Source organism: Bradyrhizobium sp. Ash2021, from assembly GCF_031202265.1.
In the GTDB taxonomy this organism is placed as follows: domain Bacteria; phylum Pseudomonadota; class Alphaproteobacteria; order Rhizobiales; family Xanthobacteraceae; genus Bradyrhizobium.
The window spans coordinates 75,171-95,510 of record NZ_CP100605.1 but is presented as its reverse complement, the minus strand read 5'-3'; the positions used below and the strand labels follow the sequence as shown (position 1 = coordinate 95,510).

The window sequence follows — 20,340 nt, the reverse complement described above, 5'->3', positions numbered from 1 at the left end:
GTCGCCATGTCCGATCCTGAAACCAAACCGGAGCCCAAGAATGCTGATCTTCACGTCGTCCGCTCCGCACAGCCGGCAGTCCGCAAAATGCACAAGGCGCCGATCCGAACCGTTCCGCTTTTGATAACGCTCGCCACGACCGTGTTTGCCGTGGTTCTCGGCTGGGCGATGTGGGACGCGTATATGGGCGCGCCCTGGACACGCGACGGCACGGTGCGCACCTATGTCGTCACCATGGCGCCGGAGGTCGCAGGACGCATCGTCGAGCTATCGGCGGCCGACAATCAGTTCGTGCAGAAGGGCGATTTGCTGCTGGTGATCGACCCGACCAACTTCAAAATCGCCCTCCAGTTGGCCGATGCAGCGGTCGATCAGGCTCAGGCCATGGCCCAGAATGCACAGCGCGAGGCAGAACGCCGGCGCAAACTCGACGACCTGTCAGTTTCGATGGAGCAGAAACAGACCTTCGACGCGAACGCCGTCGCAGCCCAGGCGCAATATCAGCAGGCGGTCGCCAACCGCGATCAGGCCAAGGTTAATCTGGAGCGCACCCAGATCCGTTCTCCGGTGAACGGCTGGGTGACCAATCTCCTGGCGCAGCTGGGTGACTATGCCACCGTTGGACGGAACGAGATCTCGATCGTCGACGCCGATTCCTTCTGGGTGGACGCTTATTTCGAGGAAACGCAACTTGCCTCCATGCAGGAGGGCGATCCTGCCGAGATCAAATTGATGAGCTACCGGCAGATCGTTCGCGGCAAGGTCGGCAGCGTCGCGCGTGGCATCAACGTCTCAAACGCGCAACCAAACCAGCAAGGGCTTGCCACGGTGAACCCGATCTTCACTTGGGTACGCCTTGCTCAACGTGTGCCGGTGCACATCCGGATTGATCAGGTACCTGATGGGGTTCGCCTAGTCGCCGGCATGACAGCGACGGTCCAGGTCGACGCGCGACCTGGACGGCCGTCGAATTGAGCAGTCGGCTTGCCGACCGAGAGTTCGGGTTGGCGCGCTCGCCGGACCGCGGAATTGTTATGATGCACAACACGGCTCTCGATGATGTGGTAGGGTGTAGTCGTCAGCTTAGGCCCGATAAGGACAGCGCAATGTCTACCAACGGGTGGGTAGCGGCATGCTTGATCGCCGCGCTTCTTTTTGTGTGCCCTAGCGCCGTGCTGGCCGCGCCAGTTGGAAGTGAAGACACCGGCGTCGGCCCACCGCCCGCACTTGTGCCCGGCCAGGCACCACCGCTGCCGAAAGCGGGACCGTTGGCTCAACCACGCTCACCAGATCAGGTCGGCTTCCCCTCGGCGCTGACCGCATCGGTGATCCCGCCGGGCAGTCCGCTCACGCCTGCCACAGTCGGGTTGGGCGAAAAGTTGTTCTTCGACAGCCGGCTGTCAGGCGATGGCACGGTCGCCTGCGCCACGTGCCACGATCCGGCTCGCGCTTTCACCGACGGCAGGCCCACATCGGTCGGCATCAACGGCCGCGTCGGTCAGCGCAACGCGCCAACCGTCTTAAATGCGCTCTACAATAAGACGCAGTTTTGGGACGGCCGAGTCAATACACTCGAGCAACAGGCAGCTCTCCCGATCACCAACCCATTCGAGATGGGCTCGGCCAGTATCGACGCTGCCGTCGGCAAAATTGCCCGTGATAAGGACTACCAAAATCAATTCATGCAAGCGTTCGGCCGTGGCGTAAATGAGCAGGACATGTTGCGCGCCATTGCCACCTATGAGCGGACGCTTATTTCGTTCAACGCTCCCTTCGATCATTTCATCGCGGGAGACAAAAACGCCATCGGCGACTCAGCCAAGCGTGGGTGGGAACTGTTCAACACCAAAGCCCGCTGCAACTTGTGCCACGCTTCGACGGATAGGCAGCAGGATGTAACGGTCTTCACCGATTATGATTTTCATAATATCGGCGTGGGAATCATCCGGCATCAGGTCGTCCTGTGTGTACCGAAAACCCTATACGTGTTTATCGACTGATCGAATCTGCTAAGTTGGCGCGATGATCGCGCTGATCTGCTTCGTTCTGGCCGTGCTGGCCTCGCCATTCAAGTCGAAGAGTCGGCTTGAGGCGGAGAATGCGGCGCTCCGACATCAACTGGCCGTCTTGCGACGCAAGTTGAAGGGGAGGGCCCAGCTTACGAACAGCGACCGGTGGTTCTTCGTCCGGCCCTATCGCTGGTTCCCATCGATCCTTCAGGTTTTCACAATCATCCGCCCAGAGACGTTGGTGCGTTGGCATCGGGCCGGCTTTTGCCACTATTGGCGTTGGAAATCACAGAGACAGGGAGGACGGCCGCCAATTGATGCAGAGCTGCGTAGGCTGATTCGGCAGATGAGCAGGGAGAACCTACTTTGGGGTGCGCCGCGCATCCATGGTGAACTGCTCAAGCTCGGGTTTGAATTAGCGCAGTCGAGTGTCGCTAAGTACATGGCCAAGCGACGCGGGCCACCAAGTCAGGGATGGCAAACTTTTCTGCGAAACCACGCGCCGGACATCGCCGCCATGGATTTGTTCGTGGTCCCGACCATCGGCTTTAAGCGGCTGTATGGCTTCGTGATTGTACGGCTTGATCGTAGAGATTTGGTCTGGATCAACGTGACAACCAACCCGACAGCGGAGTGGGTTGCTCGCCAGATCACCGAGGCGTTCCCCTGGGATGAAGCTCCGGGTTACATGATCCGGGATCGCGATCGGATCTACGGTGCCGTTGTCAGACGTCGATTGCGCGCCATGGGCATCCGGGACAAGCCTATCGCACCAGCCTCGCCTTGGCAGAATGGCTTTGCCGAACGGTTGATCGGATCGATCCGGCGCGAGTGTCTGGACCACATCATTGTCTTGGGCGAGGCACATCTGCGCCGAATTCTGAAATTCTATGCAGATTACTACAACGGGGTTAGAACGCATCGATCCCTGAAAAAAGATACACCGATAGGTCGTCCGATTCAGCGGACCGGTGTCATAACTTCAAACGCCCTCCTTGGCGGACTTCACTACCAATACTCCCGAGTTTAGGTTTTCGGTACACACAGCTGCGTACGTATCGTCAATTTCGGCGAGATCGGTCATTTGAAAATCCTCCAAGTATCCAGTAACCAACCCTTAGATGGCCCCGTCAGCGTTTCCGGCGAACTCACCGTCGGACTGGCGGTCCTTTGCCGTAAGGGACTGTTCGTGGTTTTCATCAACCGCTCCTCGTACGCGACTACGGTCGCTCGTTGGTCTTGTATGACCATGCGAGCAACGGCGCGCCCTTGCTAAGGCGACGCGACTCGGTGCGCGGAGATCGAAGCTGTCATCGCGAGCAATGCCGCAGCGCGAGGAGCAGCGATCGATGTTTGCGCATCTATCGTTGCCCGCTCAAGCCTGCTTATTGCTATTGCTTCGCTTGATTTGGGGGCGCTCATATTTCACAGCGAGGTTGAAAGATATCCCGCCGTAACAGCTTGGTCAAGTCGACAGACCGGTGGGGCATCGCGGATGCCAAGGTGCGCCGATTCGCGGAATGGTGGAATTGGAGTGTTGCCGGCCGATCGCCGGAACCCTAAGCGGCGTCGTCGCCACGAGATTGCATGAAACCGGACAGCCGTCTACGCAAGACATCATCTGACTACTTCGTTTCTCGGCTTCTACATCATCGCAGGTTTCGAGCGTTCCGGATCACAAGGAACAAGATCACCAGGCCAAAGCCAAGGAATATTGCTGTTTCGGAGTTTATCAAAGTAACTCCTTTCCGGCGGACTCTTTCGGCGTAGATTTCGCCGAGTCCCGTGAGAGGCCCTGTCAGAACCGCCTATGTCTTTTAAACGCTCTTCCTCGTGGGACCCTATCATTTTCTCGCAGTTGCGACAAATGGCCCATTCCCAAACAGCGGGACGTCCAATGCGTCTTGAACGCGCCAAATCCGAAGCGATGTCGTGGCCGACGAAAGCGAGGTGCTCCCAAAAATCCCCGTGACCTTAGGTACAATTCAGTGCGGACACCGAACCTTGTCGCGGGCAAGGCCGAGGCCACTGCGTATATCCGGCTGCCGTTGGGATTTTCCGTGGCCGATGCACGTAAGGCAATTGCTGAGAAGATCACCGATTTGGAAGGCGTCGACGAATATCTGCGCGGGTAAAATCCATCATGGACCGATCCGCACAACCATCGTGCGATGGGTCAGCGCATGCTGGGAGGAAGTCATTGACGCGAACCTGTGGTGAATATGCGTGTTGGCGCCTCGGAGTCACGTCTTTATCGAAAAGCGGGAATAGCGACGGTCGTTTGTAGGCTGGCCCCAAACAACATGGGCGCGGCCGACGAAAACGTCGACACCGACGAACTCTACGGATTAGGAGCTATTATCACGCTGGCGGCTTTGTTTTCTCGACTCCGCAAGCTGACGCCACGTAACGCTTCTCAGTTCTCATCCAAGGAAGCGAGCCCGTAGTCACTTCGCAACAGGAGGGTCGCTCAAGAGACGACTGGCGCGTCTCGCGGTCACGCGCGTCGCGCGAGCTATTGATCACCAGTGCTTATTAATCCTGAGACTTCAGGCGCTTCAATTGAACGCACGCACTAAGACGGGGATTTTTGTTCGAAATCGCTGATGTCGGCTGCGAGTGCGGCGGCGATTTCAGCCAGCGGCTGCGTGCCGTTTATAAGGGTGGTCGCGCTGAACAACACCGCCGACATCAACGGCTTCGTCTCGATGATGCGAAGAGTGCCGTTCTTTAACTCCTTATCGTAACATCGTTTCGGCAAAAACGTAATTCCCAAGCCGGCGGCTGCTAGCGACGCCGCCACGTTCAGGCTCTTGCAGGTATCAAATCGCTTGAAGACGACGCCCTCGGATTGAAACCATTCGTCGATCGAACGGCGGTGGTGCGACTGAGAAGATAACGTAATGATTGGCCAGGCAATCATATCGCGCGGCGTGATCGGCGCTGCGGGCAATGGAAGCGAAGGGCTTGCCATCCAGCAAAACTCCATCGTGCCAAGATGTTTCGACCTGAATGTGTTTTCGATATGCAAGCCCGGAGCCAAGACCAGATCCAACGCGCCAGCGCGCAACTCGTCGATCAACGGCAGCGTCAGCGCTTCGTCCATCTCGATGCTGATCTTGGGATAGGTTTCCCGCATCGTTTTGATCAGGCGCGGAAGCCATGTCACCGAGATCACTTCGGCAACGCCAATCCGCAGCGTGCCTGAAAACGCTTCGGATGCGACGATGACGGAACGGATTTCCGCTTCGAGCTGAATCATTTGCTCGGCCAGCGGAAGCAGCACGCGTCCCTTGGAAGTCAGACGCAAGCTTCGTTGATTTCGCTCAAACAGGATAACGCCAAGCTCGCGCTCAAGCTCCTGAATTCGCATCGACACCGTCGATTGCGTCGCTCTGAGACGATTGGAAGCTCCGACGAAGCTGCCGAGCTTTGCACCCCAAAAAAAGGTTTCCAATTGTCTGAGGTTCAATGCCAGGTTTCTTCAAAAAATTTGATGGGCCAATGCCAATATTACTCGTTTGTTTTGAATAGGTCTAGCTCCTATCGTTTTTTGGATGATGAACGAGCGAGCAGACATCGGAAATTCCTCGCAACCGCAACTTCTGCGGTTGAAGTATAAAGTGCGAGTTGCCGCCGCGAAGGACGAAGCCGCAGCTATTCGCTCCTTTGTGCTGGTTCATCCCGCTGGCCATGAGCTTCCGCCGTTTGCTGCGGGTGCACATATCGATGTTCATCTCGATGACCATATCGTCCGCCAGTATTCGCTTTCCAGTTCTCCCAACGAACGAGCCAGATATCGCATCGCCGTTCTTCTGGAGCCGAACGGCCGCGGTGGCTCGGTTGCAATGCACAAGATTCAGGAAGGCGATTTCATCGAGATCTCAGGGCCCCGAAACCATTTTGCATTGGCCGGATCGGAAACCAGCCTGCATATGATGCTCGCCGGCGGTATCGGCGTCACGCCGATGATGTCGATGGTTCCCGAGCTCGAGGCTAAGGGCGCGGATTACGTTCTGCATTACTGCACGCGAACCCCCGAGAACACGGCGTTTCTTAAAGATCTCGGTCCGGGTGTGGAAGCCAAAAAGGTTCGGCTTCACCACGACAATGGCGATCCTTCGCAAGGTCTCGACATCAAGGCGCTCGTCGCCGCTTACGTTCCGGGAATGCACATCTACTTCTGCGGTCCGCCCGGTTTCATGGCGGCGATCAAGGAGAACCTCGGCGCGTGGCCGCCGCATGCGGTTCACTTCGAGCACTTCTCAGCGCCGGAATCTGACACCGTCCACGAAAATCATCCGTTCAAAATAGCCATCCGCAAAACCGGCGAGGTTCTCGATGTCAGCGCATCGGAATCGATCGTCGATGTGCTGCGCGCGCGTGGTTACAGCATCGAGACAGATTGTCGCGAAGGCTTTTGCGGAACGTGTATCACGCGATACGTGGAGGGCGTGCCGGAACACCGCGACTGCGTGCTCAGCGCCGAGGAGCGCAAGAAGTACTTGATGATTTGCTGCGCGCGTGCCGAGAGTCCATCGCTAACGCTCGATCTTTAACATGAAAATCGTGTCACGACAGTTCGGAGGACAAAGATGGCCGCAAATAACGCTCAGCCGCTCGCGACTTACGCTTGCATCGAAAATTGCTGGTACATGATTGGGACTGCATCGGATTTTCCCAAGGAAAAGCTAACCGGCCACGTCGTCGCTAAAAAGCCCATCGTGGCTTGGCGGACCAAGCAGGGACAACTTGTCGCTTATGACGACCGTTGCGCCCACAAGCGATTCCCGCTGTCGAAGGGACGCATGATGAAGGACGGCACGCTGGAGTGCGCGTATCACGGCTTGCGATACGACATGACGGGAAAATGCGTGATGATCCCATCCCACCCGACGGGGCCGATTTCTCCGCAGGCCATCGTTCGTCCGTTCCCGATCATCGAGCAGGATGGCCTGGTATGGCTCTGGCCGGGAGACGTAGAAGTTTCAAAGACGCGCAAGCCGCCGAGCCTGCCGGAAGTCGGCTCAGACGACTGGAAAACCGAAATTGTCGGACCGATGGAGATTCCCGCCAACTATCTTCTCCTAATCGAAAATCTTCTCGACATCACCCATTTCTATCCGCTTCACGACGGCAATATCGGCGACATAGAAAACAGCCGTATTCCCGTCGATCTGGAAGAGGGTGAAGAAGGCGGCAATCGCTATGCGATGACCATTCGAAAAGTCACCAACTACAAACAGCCGCCTTATCTCGTCGACTGGTTTCACTACGACACCGTCGATCGGCATCACACCCATTGCATGATGAGCCCGGCCGCGACGCGTGTTGTCATGCGGAACGCCCCGGTCGGCCAGCTTTCCGCGCGAGACCAGGTCCGCGAGTTTCCGGGCACGCTCGATCTGAATACCCAAGAGCGAGGGTACGTTCTCGTTCACACCCACACCCCAATCGACGAGAAGCGCCACGTCTGGTGGGTGATGATCAACGTGCCGGCGCATCACAAGTCGCAGAGATTCCCAGACAAGCAGACCGCCACGCACATCGCCGAAATGTTCCCCGATGTCGTGAAGGAGGACAAGTTCGCTCTGGAAGAGCAGCAGCGCATGTTCGAATACCCTGATGACGGCTATCAGGAAGTGTTCCTGAAACCGGATCTTGCCATTCGCCGCGCGCGCGTGATTTTTCAGGATTTGATGCGCGAGCAGGAAGGCCATCCGCACAGCGTTGCCGCTGAGTAGCGATGATGCACGATAAGCTCACTGGAGCAAGAGGCGCCGGCCCGCTTGCCGGCGTCAGAGTTCTCGAACTCTGTCAGATTGCAGCGGGCCCGTTTGCGGGCTCGCTGCTGGCTGATCTCGGCGCTGATGTCGTGAAGATCGAAAATCCCGGTGGTGGCGACGGCATGAGAAACTGGCCGCCGTTAACCAGCAACGACGAGGGCAATACGTACAGTGAAAACTTTGCCTCAGTAAACAGGAATAAGCGGTCCGTCTGCGTCGATCTGAAAGACAGTGACGGAATCGCGCTGACGAAAACTCTCATCAAGGAGTGCGATGTCCTGATCGAGAACTTCCGGCCCGGCGTGTTGCCCCGCCTCGGTCTCGGTTATGAAGACGTCAAATCCGAAAACGATAAACTAATCTACTGCTCAATTTCGGGTTACGGCCAGGAAGGTCCGTACGCCAAGAAAGGCGCCTTCGACGTCACCGTGCAAGGCATGAGCGGGTTGATGAGCGTCACCGGTAATGAGGGCGAGCCCCCCGTTAAATGCGGCGTGCCGGTCGGTGATTTTTGTGCCGGCTTGTACGGTGCTTACGCCATTCTGGCGGCGTTGCTGAGAGTTAGAGTGGAAGGAAAGGGCGCGTACATCGACTGTTCGATGCTCGGCGCTTTGCTTGGCGTCTCCGCTCTGCAAACCAGCGAATATTTCGGCACGGGTTCACCAGGCAAACGGCTTGGTTCCGCGCATCCCCGCAACGCGCCGTATCAGGCGTTTCAGGCCAGCGATGCGTATTTCATCATTGCCGCGGGCAATGACATTCTCTGGCGCGAAGTCTGTTACGCGGTGGGAAGGTCGGACCTTGCCGACGATGTGAGATTCAAGTCCCAAGCAGATCGGGCCGGGCGGCAGACGGAGCTGGCGACAATTCTTCAGGAGCAATTCGTCAAGCGGAACGTCGCGGAATGGCTCTTTGAATTCGACGGCAGAGGCGTCCCGTGCTCTCCGATCAATACCTATCCGGACATTCTCGCCGATCCGCACGTTCAGGCCATGGATTTGATCAAGCCGCTCGATCTGCCGAACAATGTCCGAACGCGCACCGTGGGATTTCCGGTCAAGATTACCGATTTTTCATTCGCGGTTTATCGGGCGCCTCCGGTACTCGGCGAACATACCGCCGAGGTCATCGGCGAGTGGCTCGGTACCGAAGGGAGCTTGGCTTCGAAAACACGCGACGTTGCCTGATGCATTCCACGTTCGCGAACGCGACACCGGCAACATGGGTATCGCGCCGCCGCGCGAGCAGTGGCGGCAGCGAAGAAGTTTTAAGAAGACGGAGAGAACACGCTTTCGGTCGAGGCTCTGAAAAGATCCATCAATAAAAATCAGAATAAATATTGGCGACAACGGGAGGGAAAATATGAAAGTGCAAGACACCGCAGCAGACAAGGATACCCAGCGGTACGCACGTCGGGCAGTGATTGCCTCGACGGTCGGCTCGATGATCGAATGGTATGATTTCTATATTTACGGATTGGTCGCGGCGACCGTATTGGGAAAGCTGTTTTTTCCTCAAACCGATCCTTATTCCGCGACGCTGCTCTCACTCTCCACCTTCTTCCTGGGATTTGTGATCCGTCCGGTCGGGGCGGCTGTTTTCGGTCATTTCGGGGATCGTATTGGACGAAAGGCGATGCTCGTCACCACGCTATTGCTAATGGGTGTCAGCACGGTACTCGTCGGCCTCGTTCCGACATACGACCAGATCGGCATCTGGGGCGCTGTCGCCATCACCTTCCTGCGGTTGCTTCAGGGATTCGGCGTGGGCGGTGAGTGGGGCGGCGCGGTTGCGGTTGCCACCGAATGGAAATCGCTCGACAGGAAGCGCGGGCTGGCTGGAAGCTGGCCGCAGTTCGGATCTCCACTCGGGTTGTTGTTGGCGCTGATCGTGCTCACGACGGTGAGCCGATATGGCACGACCGAATGGTTCGAAACCATCGGCTGGCGAATTCCGTTTCTCCTCAGCATCGTGTTGATCGGCGTGGGGCTCTACATCCGCGTCGGCATTCACGAGACGCCCGCCTTCAAGAGAATGGAGCAAACCGGAACGATCCAGAAGGCGCCGGTCAGCGTCGCGATCAGGAAGTACTGGCGCGAAATTCTGCTGGTCTGCGGCATCCGCTCCGGTCAGCACGCGGCCTTCTATCTGTTCTCGACCTTCGTTCTGTCCTACGGCGTCGGCACATTGCACCTTTCAAAGGATTTCCTTTTTAACGCGCTGTTGCTGGCCTGCAGCGCTTCGCTCATCAGCGTGCCACTATTCGGATATTTATCGGATATTATCAGCCGCCGCTCACTCTATATTATCGGTGCGGTGACTCTGGGAATTTTCGCATTCCCTTATTACATGATGCTGAACTCTGGAAACAGCTCTATCATCGTGCTCGCAATCGTGATGTCGATTGTCGTTCACGATATTTCCTATGGACCACAGCCGGCGTTTATCGCGGAAGCGTTTCCGCCTGAAGTGCGATATAGCGGCTCGTCGCTCGGATATCAGTTGTCGTCGATCACGGCTGGCGGCCCGGCCCCTCTTATCGCGACATACTTGTTCCATCAGTACGGAACGACGCTCGCGGTAAGTATCTATCTCGCCGCACTTGCGACGATCGCCACGATCTGCGCTGTCTTTCTTCCGGACACGTACCGCAGAAACTATAATTCGTCGGTTTCAAGCGATTCCGCGGTGATCGAAGACAGGCGATCCGTTTCTCTCCAACCCGCGCAGTGAGCGCAGTGGGAGATAAGGATCTTCGTCGGTGGGCTGATGATGAGTCCGCCGACGTTATTGTTCCGGAGTTGGCCCGTCATGGCGTGAATTCCGACATCGTTCGGAATGGAGTTCGTTGCCGAACCCATCGCTGTCGACGATTTAGCTTCTTGCCAATATAGTGCCCACACCATAACTCCGCGACATAGCCGGTCGGGTCTCGCCTCGTTATCGCCGCAGCTGCATGGTGGGCCTTTGAAGGCTGGATGGGCGTGATCTTGGAGGGCGGTCTTTTGGTACTGACAAATCCTGACGGCCGGCGCGCCCAATCACATTGAAGAGTATGGATATGACATCTTCCGTTCACGAACTCGCGGTCACACGCGACGGATCCACCCTGCACATGATGCTGAAGCGTCCGGCAAAATCGAACGCCCTGAGCGCCACGCTGGTGGAGGCCTTGATTGCCACCTTAAGCACGGCTGAATCGGACGGCACCACGTTGGTAACGTTCAAAGGCGAGGGAGCTAATTTTTGCTCCGGCTTCGACCTTGGCGATCTTGAACAGCAAACCGACGGCGACCTGCTGCTCAAGCTGGTTCGTATCGAGCTCCTGTTGCAACGCATCGCGCATGCGCCGTTTGTTACGCTCGCCCTGGCTCAGGGCAAGGTCCTCGGCGCGGGATGCGATATCTTCTGCGCCTGTTCGGAGCGTATTGCCGAGCCCGACGCCGTTTTTCGAATGCCTGGCTGGAGATTTGGCATTGCGCTCGGAACGCGGCGGCTGGTCGGCCGCATTGGCACCGACGCGGCGCGTTCCGTTCTTGCCAGCAGCCGGATGCTCAAGGCGGATGAAGCACTCAGGATGGGTCTTGCGACGGCAACAGCAAGACAAGAGGATTGGCCGAGTCTTCTTCAATCGATAGGTGAGAAAGTCACAATGCTGGAGCCGGTATCGCAATCGATGTTGCTCAACCTGACCGCGACGGATACGCGCGCGGCCGATCTTGCGGCTTTGGTGGAGAGCGCCAGCCGCCCGGGACTCAAAAGCCGGATCGAGCAATACCGGCGGGCGGAGCGGGCGGCGCGAGCGAACGCCGGCATAGAGTCAAAAGCCATGTAGCAGCGATAGGGCGCTACCTTAGCGTGTCGGATAGCCCCCTCATTCGCCATGAGCGGCAGAAGACACGGCACCTGCTGCTCCTTCTCCTCTCGATGAGCATCGGACTGATCTACTTTTTCAAATGAGGACCAGGACGGCGGAGCCGCAAGATGATGAACAGACGAGATCTTCTTTGAGGTACGGGGGCGTTCCTTGCCGGCGGACACGAACTGCCGACAAAAAGTATTCCAGCCTTTGCGGCGGGCACGGTGACGCCGCCTTTCGAAAACGGCGAGCGGCCGATCGTCAAATATCCGCAAAAGCGCCCGATGATCCAGGCAGGAATCTCAAGCCACCGAGTCGCATCGGAGCCGCTCAGCGTGCAGCGGAATACAAGGTCACCCGCCTTGTCGAGCTTCTGATGGACAAAGACCGGCAGACCGAACCATGGATGCCACCGATACAAGAGCTCGCGAAAACCGGTCCCGTGGGTGTTATCAAGCTGGGTTGTACAACGGTACGCGCACTCACTTGTCATTGAACAAGGACGCGCCGACATCACGCGCCGCTGAGGCAGTCGGACGCATTATCAGCCGTCCGATCCTGGGCGGGCTGCACCATCAATATGGCCGGATTTGATTTACGGTAGGCACAGGTGGAGTCGAGAGACCAAACTCCTTGACCATCACGTCGAAGGTGCAGAGTTCGCCGCGGTGACTCCGGAATACGTTCTCGATATCGAACGGCGTTGCATCGAAGCGCTCGGCGACCGGCTCAACCTCCGACGCCGTCACGAACAGGAAGACTGCGGACGGATCGACGAAGCGCTTGATCAGCCACGGGCAGGCGATGCGATCGATTTTCGGGCGCGATCGCGTAACCCACATGGTGCGGCCGCGTCCGTCGCGCTTCGGTATCCTGTCGGAGCGAACGGTCGGAAGCTCGGCCTCCTTCCAGCCGAGATGACCACCTTCGAGGGTCTCTGCGCCCACGCTGGCGTGACGGAGGAAGGTCGCCGTGCCTTCGCTCAGCTTCTCGCCCTTTTGGCTGACCACGACGACGGACTGTCCGATCAGCCGCGGCCCCCAATCCTGAACGTCCTTGTAGGCGAATCGGGTTGCGCCCGGGATCAAACGCGGATCGGCCGCGAAATCCTCGTCGATGCGCACGTCAACGAGAGTCGGTGCCCCCGCGGTACCGATCAGTCGAGACAATTTTTCGGATGAGATCGAGGTGTAAGATGACATGCTGCGCCCTTGGTGAACAGGACGCGATTCTTGGGCATGTCGCCTCGCGGGGAGATCGCAAATCCCCGTGCGCTGATTAAAACGCCTGGCGGCGGCAGTGTCAATCAGCTGCGTGAAGCTCGACTGGATGACGATTCGTTGAAGGAAGGTTCCGCCCTTAGCAGCGCCGTCAAAGTCAGCCTGCGTGAGGTCGTCGATGACGACGGCATGAGCGTGGGTGCGTGCCTCGCCGTGCAGATGCGGCGCGTCCGATAGAGCACATCCTTGACGCCCATCTTCAGAATGACGTCGGGACGTGCGCTCACCTATGGGCCTCGCGCGGCGACCTCGCGCAGCAATGGACCTAGCGTCGCGCGTGTCTTGCCCTGATGGCTCGGGTCGACCCAGACGAGAACGCCGTTCACCGCCAGCAGTGGTCCCGGACAGCGTCGGCGAAGGTTTCTTCGTAGATGACGGGGCGGGCCTCGATGCCGATAGCGGCAAGTGCTTCGAAGAAGCGGACGAAGCGGCTGGCTGTTCTGTGGCGTCGTGCCCCGGCGCGCCGCAGCGTCGCCGCGCGAGAGGATGGCGATTGTGAAACGAGGAGATGTCTGTCGATCGGTGTCCATACGCAAGTTCCACGACGGATCGCGTGTCATAACGGAACTATGTCCCTGGTGGCGTTCACCTCAGAAAACCAAAACCGCTCCTGAAATGAAAAGAAGCGCGAGGACGACCTTCCGAAAAGTCGTTTCGTTGATGCTGCCGAACAGCTTGAGACCGAGCCTCCCATAGCGCCTGGCGAGCGCTCTCAGGCTCTCTTGACTATTTTGTATTGCTCGACGGATTGCCTCCGTCGTGGTGGCGCAGCCGTGCAAAACTTGTCCCATAGCGCATCCTTCGAATCGTACGATAAGAATGCGCCATCAAAGCTTGGGACTAAACACCTAGACGATATGCATCGACAGGCTGGGGTCCAGCGCGAACTCGTGCGCGAGATGGTCGATGATGGCGCGGACCTTGAGCGGCACGAACCGGCGGGAAGCGTAGACCGCGCTGAGCGGAAGGCGCTTCGGTTCGTAGTCCTTGAGGAGCACGGTGACGGCTCCCGACTTGATCTCGTCGGCGAAGGCGAAGGCCGGTATCACGGCGATGCCAAGCCCGCTCACGACGGCCTCGCGTACGCCCTCGGAATTGTCCGCCCTGAAGCGTCCCTTGACATCGACCGTCAGAGGTCCTTGCCGTCCTTCGAAGAACCAGCGGTTGCCTGTGGCAAGCCGCGAGTAGACGATGCAGTCGTGATCCAGAAGATCGTCCGGCGTTTTCGGCGTGCGGCGCCTCTTCAAATATCCCGGCGCCACGACGGTGATGCGCCGGACCATTCCGATCCGTCTTGCCACGAGCCCAGGGTCCGTGATCTCGCCGACGCGGATCGCGACGTCGAGTCCATGTTCGACCAGATCGGTGAACGTGTCGCTCATGACCAGGTCGATCGACAATTCCCGATTCCGAGCAAGGAAGGCGGCAAGGCGCGGCACGATATGAAGACGCCCGAACACGACGGGCGTAGTCAGGCGAAGCGTCCCCGACGGCTTCGCCCGGCGTCTGCCGACGGCGCCTTCGGCTTCGGAGACGGCCCCGAGCGCCCGCCGCGCGTGTTCGTAGAAGGCCCGTCCGTCGTCGGTAAGAGTCACCGCACGGGTCGTCCGCGTCAGGAGACGCGCGCCGAGATGGTCTTCGAGCGCTGCGATCTGGCGGCTGATCGTCGGCTGTGTCGTGTTCTGCTCGCTCGCGATTGCTGTGAAGCTGCCGGCTTCCACCACACGGACGAACGTCTTCATCGGAGAGAGGAGGTCCATTTGATTCCATCCATACGAAAAACGTATCAATGTTATGAGGCCAACGGCAATTATTCAAGACGAGGCATGTGGCAGGTTGCCTAAGCGTACGGAGGCCTGAATGGCTCCGCAGCCGCACGAATCTAAAACCGGCAACGCTCCGCGGGAGGAACTAATGTCTTTGCAGACCGAACTGGAAACCTTCAAGGCATCCTGGCTCGAACGGATTGGACCAGAGGTGGCGAAGCTTGTCGATGACGATAACGCGGCCTTACAGTCGCTTGCGGACCGCTCGCTTAAGGAGGGAGCCCAGTTCCCAGCGATGACGCTCGGCAACGACCGGAGAGGTGAGACGGACCTGACGTCTCTCGTCGCCGAGGGACCGCTGGTGGTCGTGTTCTACAGGGGCGGATGGTGTCCGTACTGCAATCTCGAGCTTCGGGCCTATCAGGGCCGGCTAGCCGAAATCGAAGGGCTCGGCGCCCGGCTGGTCGCCGTCTCCCCGGAGACGCCGGACCACACCTCGTCGACCGTCGCGAACAACGCGCTCGGCTTCGAAGTGCTGAGCGACGCGAAAGGCCGTCTCGCGGACGCAACCGGGATCCGGTTCGAACTGTCTCCCGAAATCCGGGAGCTCTACCGGAAATTCGGTCATGACCTGCCGGCGCGCAACGGCGACGATATCTGGTCGCTGCCGATGCCCGCGGTCTACGTCGTGGAGCAGGGCGGACGTATCGCGCACGCGTCCGTCGATCCGGACTACCGCAAGAGGCTCGATCCGGCCATCGCGATCGCTGTCCTGAATGATCTCAAGAAGGCACGCGCCGCCTGAGAAGGGACAAGAGGAGCGCTGCCATGACGACGAACCCATCGCCGGCGGTCGCGAGCATTAGCGCCGCGCGACCCGGCTCGTCGGTGGAGCCTCCATGCTGTAGAAGAGGCATCCGTGAAAAGTCGCAGTATTGGGCAAGGGGATTTTGAATGAGCATTGTTGTCGCTACCGGCACCAGCACCGGCATTGGTCAGGCAACCGCGATTACCCTGGCGAGAGCTGGACATACTGTATTCGCGGGTATGCGAAACCTGGATCGCGGCGGCGAGCTGCGAGAGATTGCATCGAAAGAAAACCTTCCCGTCACCATTGTGCAGCTTGACGTCGACAGTGACAGCTCCGTAGACGATGCCTTCAACCACATCTTGCACGAAAAAGGCCAGATCGACGTCCTGGTCAACAATGCGGGAATAGGCGCTCGAGGCCCAATTGAGCTGATGCCTGTTGCCGTGTTCCGCCAGGTCATGGAAACGAACTTCTTTGGTGGCCTGCGATGCATCAAAACGGTCATGTCGTCCATGAGGGAAAGGCGGAGCGGCTGCATCATCAATGTCACCTCGGTTGCCGGCCAGTTTGGAATGTCGCCGCAAGGGGCGTATGCTGCTTCAAAATGGGCATTCGAAGGGCTGAGTGAATGCCTCGCGCAAGAGTTGAGCCCGTTCAACGTCCGGGTAGCCATCGTCGAGCCGGGCGTGATTGCGACACCACTGACGACCACACCCAGACCGGTACCGCCACCCAATGCATATTCCATGCACGGGCGACGCCTGGGAGCCTATTTCGTAGCATCGCTGAGCAACCCGACATCCCCGTTTGAAGTCGCCAAACGCCCCTATCACCACATCCCGGTGTTCAAGCCGGCCGATGACGGGATCGAACCCTGGCTCAACCTTGGCAACGCCGCAAAGCTCCTGAAGATCGCACCCAAGACGCTCCGCCTGGCCGCTGAAGCCGGCGAGATCGAAGCCTTCCATCCGCTGTCGGACGGCCCGTGGATCTTCGCCCGCGCCTCGCTGATGACAACTGCTGCTCAATCTATCGCCGAACGAGCGCGACAGAACCCAAGATACCCCGCGGGATCGCATCCCAATCAGCAAAGTCTCTTCTCTTCAACAACATAGACAGATGGGTGTTCTGATGCGCGGTTGTAGTAGTTTGCGTAAGATCGAAGTAAATGCCGAAGATGCGGCTCGCCAAATACGACGACATGGTCAAGGCAATCGCGTCGGATCGAGCCGATCAGCCTTTCACAATATCCGTTCTGCCATGGTGATCGCGGCCCGGTCGGACGATCTCGAATTCCCATTGATCGAAGTCGCCGACCACAATATCGCCATATGCGCGATCCCGGTCACGAATGATGTATCGCGGCGCGTGTTCCCACCCGAAGGCTTCAGTAAGTTGGCGAGCGAGCCATTCGGCATTCGGCTGCGCGGTCGTTCCAATCCATAGGATTTCACGGCGACCATGGTGCAGAACCAAAAAGCCGTAGAGCAGTCGGAATGAGATCGTCGGCACCACAAACAGGTCCATCGACGCAACGCCGTCGGCATGGTTGCGAAGAAACGTCTTCCATCCCTGGCTCGGAGGTCGTCTCCCCCGAACCATGTACTTGGCAACCGTCGTCTGCCCGACCTCGATGCCAAGCTTGAGGAGTTCGCCGTGGATCCTTGGAGCGCCCCAGAGCGGGTTGGCGATGCTGATGTCCCGGATCAACTGCCTAACGTTCACAGGCACCTTCGGGCGGCCGCCACGAGGCCGCGATTTCCATCGCCAATACAAGCGGAAACCTGCGCGGTGCCAACGAATGACGGTTTCTGGTCTGACAATGGCCAAGGCGCTCAGCACGCTAGGAGCCAGGCCATACAGCCCAACAAATACAAACCGGTCGATCCTTCCGAGGATCGGCCGCTTCGGTGAACTACGCCGCAGGATATTGAGTTGGTGGCGAAGCACCAGGATCTCGATTTCCAGCGAGGCTCGCGATCGGAACAATCCAATCAGCCCGTACCAGATCAGTTTGCAAAGCGCGATCATCGGGCAGAAGCTTCACTCGATTCGCACCTCATCGCCAGTCGTATTAGGTTTGCGACAGGGACAACGAAGACGTTTGAACTGCAAGTCGATTTCAACAAACTCGTCGCCTATGGGCTCACGCTGCCGCAGCTGCTGCAAATTTTGAACAACAGCAACATCAATGTCGGCGGCAATGTTATGGAGCTAGGATTGCAGGCGGCGGTGGTCCGCGGTGTCGGTCTTATTCGTTCCATTGACGATCTCAAGAACACGATGCTGGCCCAGGTGGGTGGCAATCCGGTTCTGGTAGGCGACGTGGCCACGGTCATTGTCGGTAACAAGCCTCGCTTGGGCATCGCGGGGAAAGACGATGACAATGACATCGTTCAGGGAATCGTCCTGATGCGTCGCGGGCAACAGAGCACGCCAACAATCGAACGCGTCAAAGAGGAGGTTGAGCGCATCAACAGTTCGGACAGTCTTCCATTCTGCAGCAATCCGTAATGCGGAATTTTCCAGATGGCGCTCGCATTTACGCCGCCGGCGATGCACCCGGTGGACTCTACGCAGTTGTGCGCGGCTCTGTCGAGATGATGCATCACGCTCCGACCGGGGACTACAGCATCTACTACGTCAATACTTGGAGAAGCCTTCAGAGGGTACTAGGTCTTAATTTCTTCAACGCAGAATTCTAGTCGACCTCCCGTCGGTGTCGTCGTGCGCCAGCAGTTTTTTTGTGGGTCAAATTCGAGTTCATCTCCTGCCCGGCAGGCATCAAATTCTGCCAGAGCGAGAGCATCTTCATCGAATTCGAAGACCGGCTTCGTTGTCTGGCGGGCAGCTACGTTGCCCGCACAGTCATACTCAATCCTGAGTATCTGGAAGGGCATAACAGCCTCCTTGATCTGAGGCTGCCCGACGTCGCTGTTGCGGCTATTACGGCGCCGAGCCTAACCGCTCTCAACCGCCAAGGGAGCTGATCGCGCGGCTATAGGACATGTAGTAACGGCGGGGAGAATTCAACGCCGGAAATCCGATAAAAGAAGGTATTTTTTCGAGGGGAAAACCCCGCGGTCTGCCCGTACAGGAGCCAACCAAATACGGGCTAATCATCAACCTCAAGACCGCAGGGGCAGTCGGCCTCGAAGTGCCGGCAACCCCGCTCGCCCGCGCCGACGAGGTGATCGAATGAGGCCGGTATTTGCTGCGCTGCAAGAGTCTGGTTGTGTGAAGGGTTTCGGATGACGGCCATCCGGGACGATGCGGCTTGCACCGGGGCCGTCGTCCGAAAGCCTCCAATGAAGGAACGCGCGTGAGGTTGGGTGAGACGGCTGCCGCGGCCTATGGAGATTTGATCGCGCGGATGTGGGTGTGCGGAAGTCGGCTGGGCTCGGGGATGACGTTATTGCGCCGGCTGGTTTGGCTGATCGGCTTTGATTGAGCCGCGTTGACGACACGTTTCGGGGATGCACGCGGTGTGGAATGCGATGCCGGACCGATGTTCGGCCGAGCGGCGGCGTATCTGGTCATTGACCAGCGCGGAAAGCCCTTGGTGGTTCGGGTGCGGAATGTTGCGGTTTCGCTCATGAGGTATCGATCCTCATTGCCGTCGGCCGGTAGCGTGGTTGGCAGCCGGCGTCGAAGGTCTCGATGACGAACATGCGGCCGCCGCAGCAGGGGCAAGGCTGGGCGAGTGGCTGCGCCGCCGCTGCATCGATTTCGATCGCCGCTTCCGCTGCAGGCGTTGCCAGTCCCAGGAGTTCGCGCGCTCGCGCGATCGTCTCGGCGCGATTCGCGCTGGCCAACAGGCCGTAGTGGCGGATGCGATGGAAGCCTTTGGGGAGCACGTGGATGAGGAACCGGCGGATGAACTCGCCGACGTCGAGCGTCATCGTCGTGTACCGGCCGGGGCCTTCGATCCTGTAATTCTTGACCTTGAACGTGACGCTGCGTTGGTCGGCTGCGATCAGGCGATGGTTCGAGATGGCGACGCGGTGCGTATACCGTGACAGATAGGCGAGCACGGCTCTCGGACCGGCGAACGGCCGCTTGGCGTAGACGAACCAGCGCTTCTTGCTGAGTGGAGCGAGGAACGCCGCGAACGTCTTGGCATCGGCCAGATGCGTGTGTGAGCCGAGGAACCGCAGCCTGCCCGCCTGGTGCGCTGCCAGAAGCTTCTCTAGCATCAACCGCCGAAACAGCTTCGACAGAACGCGCACGGGCAGCAGGAAGTTTGGCTTGCATGAGATCCAACGGCTGTCATCGATGGAGAGCCCGCCGCCCGGCACGATCATGTGCAGGTGCGGATGATGGGTCATTGCCGAGCCCCAGGTGTGCAATACCGATGCGGGCTCCGAGGTGCTTCGGGTCGGCCGCGATCCTGAGCATCGTCTCCGACGAGGCCTTGAACAGCAGATCGTAGATCACGGCCTTGTTCTGGTAGGCGACGTCGCCAACCGCCGACGGCAGCGTGAAGACGACGTGGAAGTAGGGAATCGGGAGCAGTTCGGCCTCGCGCGCCGCCATCCACTGGCGCGCTGCCGCGCCCTGGCACTTCGGGCAGTGCCGGTTGCGGCAGCTGTTGTAGGTGATCGTGGTGTGGGCGCAATCCTCGCAGCGCGCGACGTGTCCGCCCAGCGCCGCCGTGCGGCAGTTCTCGATGGCGCTCATCACCTTGAGTTGGAGAAGGCTCACGTGACCGCGGTTGGCATGACGCCACGCGGCCCCGTGGTCGCGGAAGACGTCCGCGACCTCCAGAGCTGGACGGGCCATGTGGGCCCGTTAGGCTGGCGGCTCGTCCTTCTTCGGCACCAGTGGCG

The 20,340-nt window shown here is 58.7% G+C and carries 18 protein-coding genes and 6 pseudogenes; 14 read left to right on the top strand and 10 right to left on the bottom strand.

Features of this window, described 5'->3' with window-relative positions:
• Nucleotides 1–6: 6 nt before the first annotated feature.
• The 4 genes from NL528_RS45365 to NL528_RS45350 all read left to right on the top strand — a co-directional run bounded on the left by NL528_RS45365 (nt 7) and on the right by NL528_RS45350 (nt 4,144).
• Entirely contained in the window at nt 7–975 is a 969-nt protein-coding gene (locus NL528_RS45365; protein ID WP_309185740.1) for an HlyD family secretion protein, read from the top strand.
• Nucleotides 976–1,136: 161 nt separating this feature from the next.
• Nucleotides 1,137–2,000: a cytochrome c peroxidase gene (locus NL528_RS45360; protein ID WP_309185739.1), complete on the top strand. Its 864-nt coding sequence runs from the start codon at nt 1,137–1,139 to the stop codon at nt 1,998–2,000.
• Nucleotides 2,001–2,022: 22 nt separating this feature from the next.
• The gene (locus NL528_RS45355) at nt 2,023–3,039 is read left to right on the top strand and encodes an integrase core domain-containing protein (RefSeq protein ID WP_309185738.1); all 1,017 of its coding nucleotides are present in this window, start codon (nt 2,023–2,025) and stop codon (nt 3,037–3,039) included.
• A 958-nt stretch (nt 3,040–3,997) separates the two neighbouring features.
• Complete coding sequence (locus NL528_RS45350; protein ID WP_309185737.1) at nt 3,998–4,144, top strand: hypothetical protein; 147 nt, start codon at nt 3,998–4,000, stop codon at nt 4,142–4,144.
• A gap of 440 nt (nt 4,145–4,584) precedes the next feature.
• Here the strand turns inward: NL528_RS45350 and NL528_RS45345 are convergent, their stop codons facing one another.
• Nucleotides 4,585–5,481 (bottom strand): LysR family transcriptional regulator, encoded by an 897-nt coding sequence (locus NL528_RS45345; protein WP_309185736.1) that lies wholly within the window; start codon nt 5,479–5,481, stop codon nt 4,585–4,587.
• 85 nt (nt 5,482–5,566) lie between these two features.
• On the opposite strand from NL528_RS45345, the pseudogene NL528_RS47435 reads away from it, so the two are divergent.
• From NL528_RS47435 to NL528_RS45320, 6 genes and pseudogenes are all read left to right on the top strand, one after another.
• Nucleotides 5,567–5,854 (top strand): annotated as a pseudogene (locus NL528_RS47435) (hypothetical protein); the annotation flags it as partial.
• 90 nt (nt 5,855–5,944) lie between these two features.
• Nucleotides 5,945–6,568 (top strand): iron-sulfur cluster-binding domain-containing protein, encoded by a 624-nt coding sequence (locus tag NL528_RS45340; RefSeq protein WP_309185735.1) that lies wholly within the window; start codon nt 5,945–5,947, stop codon nt 6,566–6,568.
• 36 nt (nt 6,569–6,604) lie between these two features.
• On the top strand, nt 6,605–7,753 hold the full coding sequence (locus NL528_RS45335; protein WP_309185734.1) for an aromatic ring-hydroxylating dioxygenase subunit alpha: 1,149 nt from the start codon (nt 6,605–6,607) through the stop codon (nt 7,751–7,753).
• A 2-nt stretch (nt 7,754–7,755) separates the two neighbouring features.
• Entirely contained in the window at nt 7,756–8,982 is a 1,227-nt protein-coding gene (locus NL528_RS45330; protein WP_309185733.1) for a CoA transferase, read from the top strand.
• Nucleotides 8,983–9,271: 289 nt separating this feature from the next.
• On the top strand, nt 9,272–10,528 hold the full coding sequence (locus NL528_RS45325; protein ID WP_309185732.1) for an MFS transporter: 1,257 nt from the start codon (nt 9,272–9,274) through the stop codon (nt 10,526–10,528).
• Nucleotides 10,529–10,856: 328 nt separating this feature from the next.
• On the top strand, nt 10,857–11,630 hold the full coding sequence (locus tag NL528_RS45320) for an enoyl-CoA hydratase/isomerase family protein (RefSeq protein WP_309185731.1): 774 nt from the start codon (nt 10,857–10,859) through the stop codon (nt 11,628–11,630).
• A gap of 629 nt (nt 11,631–12,259) precedes the next feature.
• Here the strand turns inward: NL528_RS45320 and NL528_RS45315 are convergent.
• Nucleotides 12,260–12,856: pseudogene (locus NL528_RS45315) on the bottom strand (chromate resistance protein ChrB domain-containing protein); the annotation flags it as partial.
• A 30-nt stretch (nt 12,857–12,886) separates the two neighbouring features.
• Here NL528_RS45315 and NL528_RS45310 point away from each other — a divergent pair.
• On the top strand, nt 12,887–13,111 hold the full coding sequence (locus NL528_RS45310) for a hypothetical protein (protein WP_309185878.1): 225 nt from the start codon (nt 12,887–12,889) through the stop codon (nt 13,109–13,111).
• Here the strand turns inward: NL528_RS45310 and NL528_RS45305 are convergent.
• The 3 genes and pseudogenes from NL528_RS45305 to NL528_RS45295 form a co-directional block, all read right to left on the bottom strand.
• Nucleotides 13,093–13,464: pseudogene (locus NL528_RS45305) on the bottom strand (hypothetical protein); the annotation flags it as partial. The gene NL528_RS45310 and the pseudogene NL528_RS45305 overlap by 19 nt on opposite strands.
• Nucleotides 13,465–13,623: 159 nt before the next feature.
• Nucleotides 13,624–13,725, bottom strand: a pseudogene (locus NL528_RS45300) (IS481 family transposase); the annotation flags it as partial.
• Nucleotides 13,726–13,782: 57 nt separating this feature from the next.
• On the bottom strand, nt 13,783–14,694 hold the full coding sequence (locus NL528_RS45295) for a LysR family transcriptional regulator (protein ID WP_309185730.1): 912 nt from the start codon (nt 14,692–14,694) through the stop codon (nt 13,783–13,785).
• A gap of 154 nt (nt 14,695–14,848) precedes the next feature.
• Between NL528_RS45295 and NL528_RS45290 the strand changes: the two genes are divergently transcribed.
• Nucleotides 14,849–15,505: a peroxiredoxin-like family protein gene (locus tag NL528_RS45290; RefSeq protein WP_309185728.1), complete on the top strand. Its 657-nt coding sequence runs from the start codon at nt 14,849–14,851 to the stop codon at nt 15,503–15,505.
• Nucleotides 15,506–15,654: 149 nt separating this feature from the next.
• Nucleotides 15,655–16,626 (top strand): SDR family NAD(P)-dependent oxidoreductase, encoded by a 972-nt coding sequence (locus NL528_RS45285; RefSeq protein ID WP_309185726.1) that lies wholly within the window; start codon nt 15,655–15,657, stop codon nt 16,624–16,626.
• On the opposite strand, the gene NL528_RS45280 is transcribed toward NL528_RS45285, so the two are convergent.
• Entirely contained in the window at nt 16,596–16,811 is a 216-nt protein-coding gene (locus tag NL528_RS45280) for an integrase core domain-containing protein (RefSeq protein WP_309185725.1), read from the bottom strand. The two genes, NL528_RS45285 and NL528_RS45280, sit on opposite strands and share 31 nt — an antisense overlap.
• A complete protein-coding gene (locus tag NL528_RS45275; protein WP_309185723.1) occupies nt 16,745–17,461 on the bottom strand; it encodes a hypothetical protein in 717 nt (238 codons plus the stop codon). Before NL528_RS45275 ends, NL528_RS45280 begins: the two co-directional genes overlap by 67 nt.
• A gap of 138 nt (nt 17,462–17,599) precedes the next feature.
• On the opposite strand from NL528_RS45275, the pseudogene NL528_RS45270 reads away from it, so the two are divergent.
• Nucleotides 17,600–18,007 (top strand): annotated as a pseudogene (locus NL528_RS45270) (efflux RND transporter permease subunit); the annotation flags it as partial.
• Nucleotides 18,008–18,183: 176 nt separating this feature from the next.
• On the opposite strand, the gene NL528_RS45265 reads toward NL528_RS45270, so the two are convergent.
• The 3 genes and pseudogenes from NL528_RS45265 to NL528_RS45255 all read right to left on the bottom strand — a co-directional run bounded on the left by NL528_RS45265 (nt 18,184) and on the right by NL528_RS45255 (nt 20,293).
• Complete coding sequence (locus NL528_RS45265; RefSeq protein ID WP_309185721.1) at nt 18,184–18,411, bottom strand: hypothetical protein; 228 nt, start codon at nt 18,409–18,411, stop codon at nt 18,184–18,186.
• A 451-nt stretch (nt 18,412–18,862) separates the two neighbouring features.
• On the bottom strand, nt 18,863–19,108 hold the full coding sequence (locus tag NL528_RS45260) for a hypothetical protein (protein ID WP_309180344.1): 246 nt from the start codon (nt 19,106–19,108) through the stop codon (nt 18,863–18,865).
• Nucleotides 19,105–20,293, bottom strand: a pseudogene (locus NL528_RS45255) (IS91 family transposase). The gene NL528_RS45260 and the pseudogene NL528_RS45255 overlap by 4 nt, the downstream one beginning before the upstream one ends.
• Nucleotides 20,294–20,340: the final 47 nt, after the last annotated feature.

What these genes read in the sequence shown, in the direction of transcription:
- NL528_RS45320 (WP_309185731.1), top strand. Translation starts at nt 10,857, where the DNA reads ATGACATCTTCCGTTCACGAACTCGCGGTCACACGCGACGGATCCACC.
- NL528_RS45340 (WP_309185735.1), top strand. Translation starts at nt 5,945, where the DNA reads ATGATGCTCGCCGGCGGTATCGGCGTCACGCCGATGATGTCGATGGTT.
- NL528_RS45365 (WP_309185740.1), top strand. Translation starts at nt 7, where the DNA reads ATGTCCGATCCTGAAACCAAACCGGAGCCCAAGAATGCTGATCTTCAC.
- NL528_RS45295 (WP_309185730.1), bottom strand. Translation starts at nt 14,694, where the DNA reads ATGGACCTCCTCTCTCCGATGAAGACGTTCGTCCGTGTGGTGGAAGCC.
- NL528_RS45330 (WP_309185733.1), top strand. Translation starts at nt 7,756, where the DNA reads ATGATGCACGATAAGCTCACTGGAGCAAGAGGCGCCGGCCCGCTTGCC.
- NL528_RS45290 (WP_309185728.1), top strand. Translation starts at nt 14,849, where the DNA reads ATGTCTTTGCAGACCGAACTGGAAACCTTCAAGGCATCCTGGCTCGAA.
- NL528_RS45280 (WP_309185725.1), bottom strand. Translation starts at nt 16,811, where the DNA reads ATGGGAATTCGAGATCGTCCGACCGGGCCGCGATCACCATGGCAGAAC.
- NL528_RS45285 (WP_309185726.1), top strand. Translation starts at nt 15,655, where the DNA reads ATGAGCATTGTTGTCGCTACCGGCACCAGCACCGGCATTGGTCAGGCA.
- NL528_RS45265 (WP_309185721.1), bottom strand. Translation starts at nt 18,411, where the DNA reads ATGCCCTTCCAGATACTCAGGATTGAGTATGACTGTGCGGGCAACGTA.
- NL528_RS45260 (WP_309180344.1), bottom strand. Translation starts at nt 19,108, where the DNA reads ATGAGCGAAACCGCAACATTCCGCACCCGAACCACCAAGGGCTTTCCG.
- NL528_RS45355 (WP_309185738.1), top strand. Translation starts at nt 2,023, where the DNA reads ATGATCGCGCTGATCTGCTTCGTTCTGGCCGTGCTGGCCTCGCCATTC.
- NL528_RS45335 (WP_309185734.1), top strand. Translation starts at nt 6,605, where the DNA reads ATGGCCGCAAATAACGCTCAGCCGCTCGCGACTTACGCTTGCATCGAA.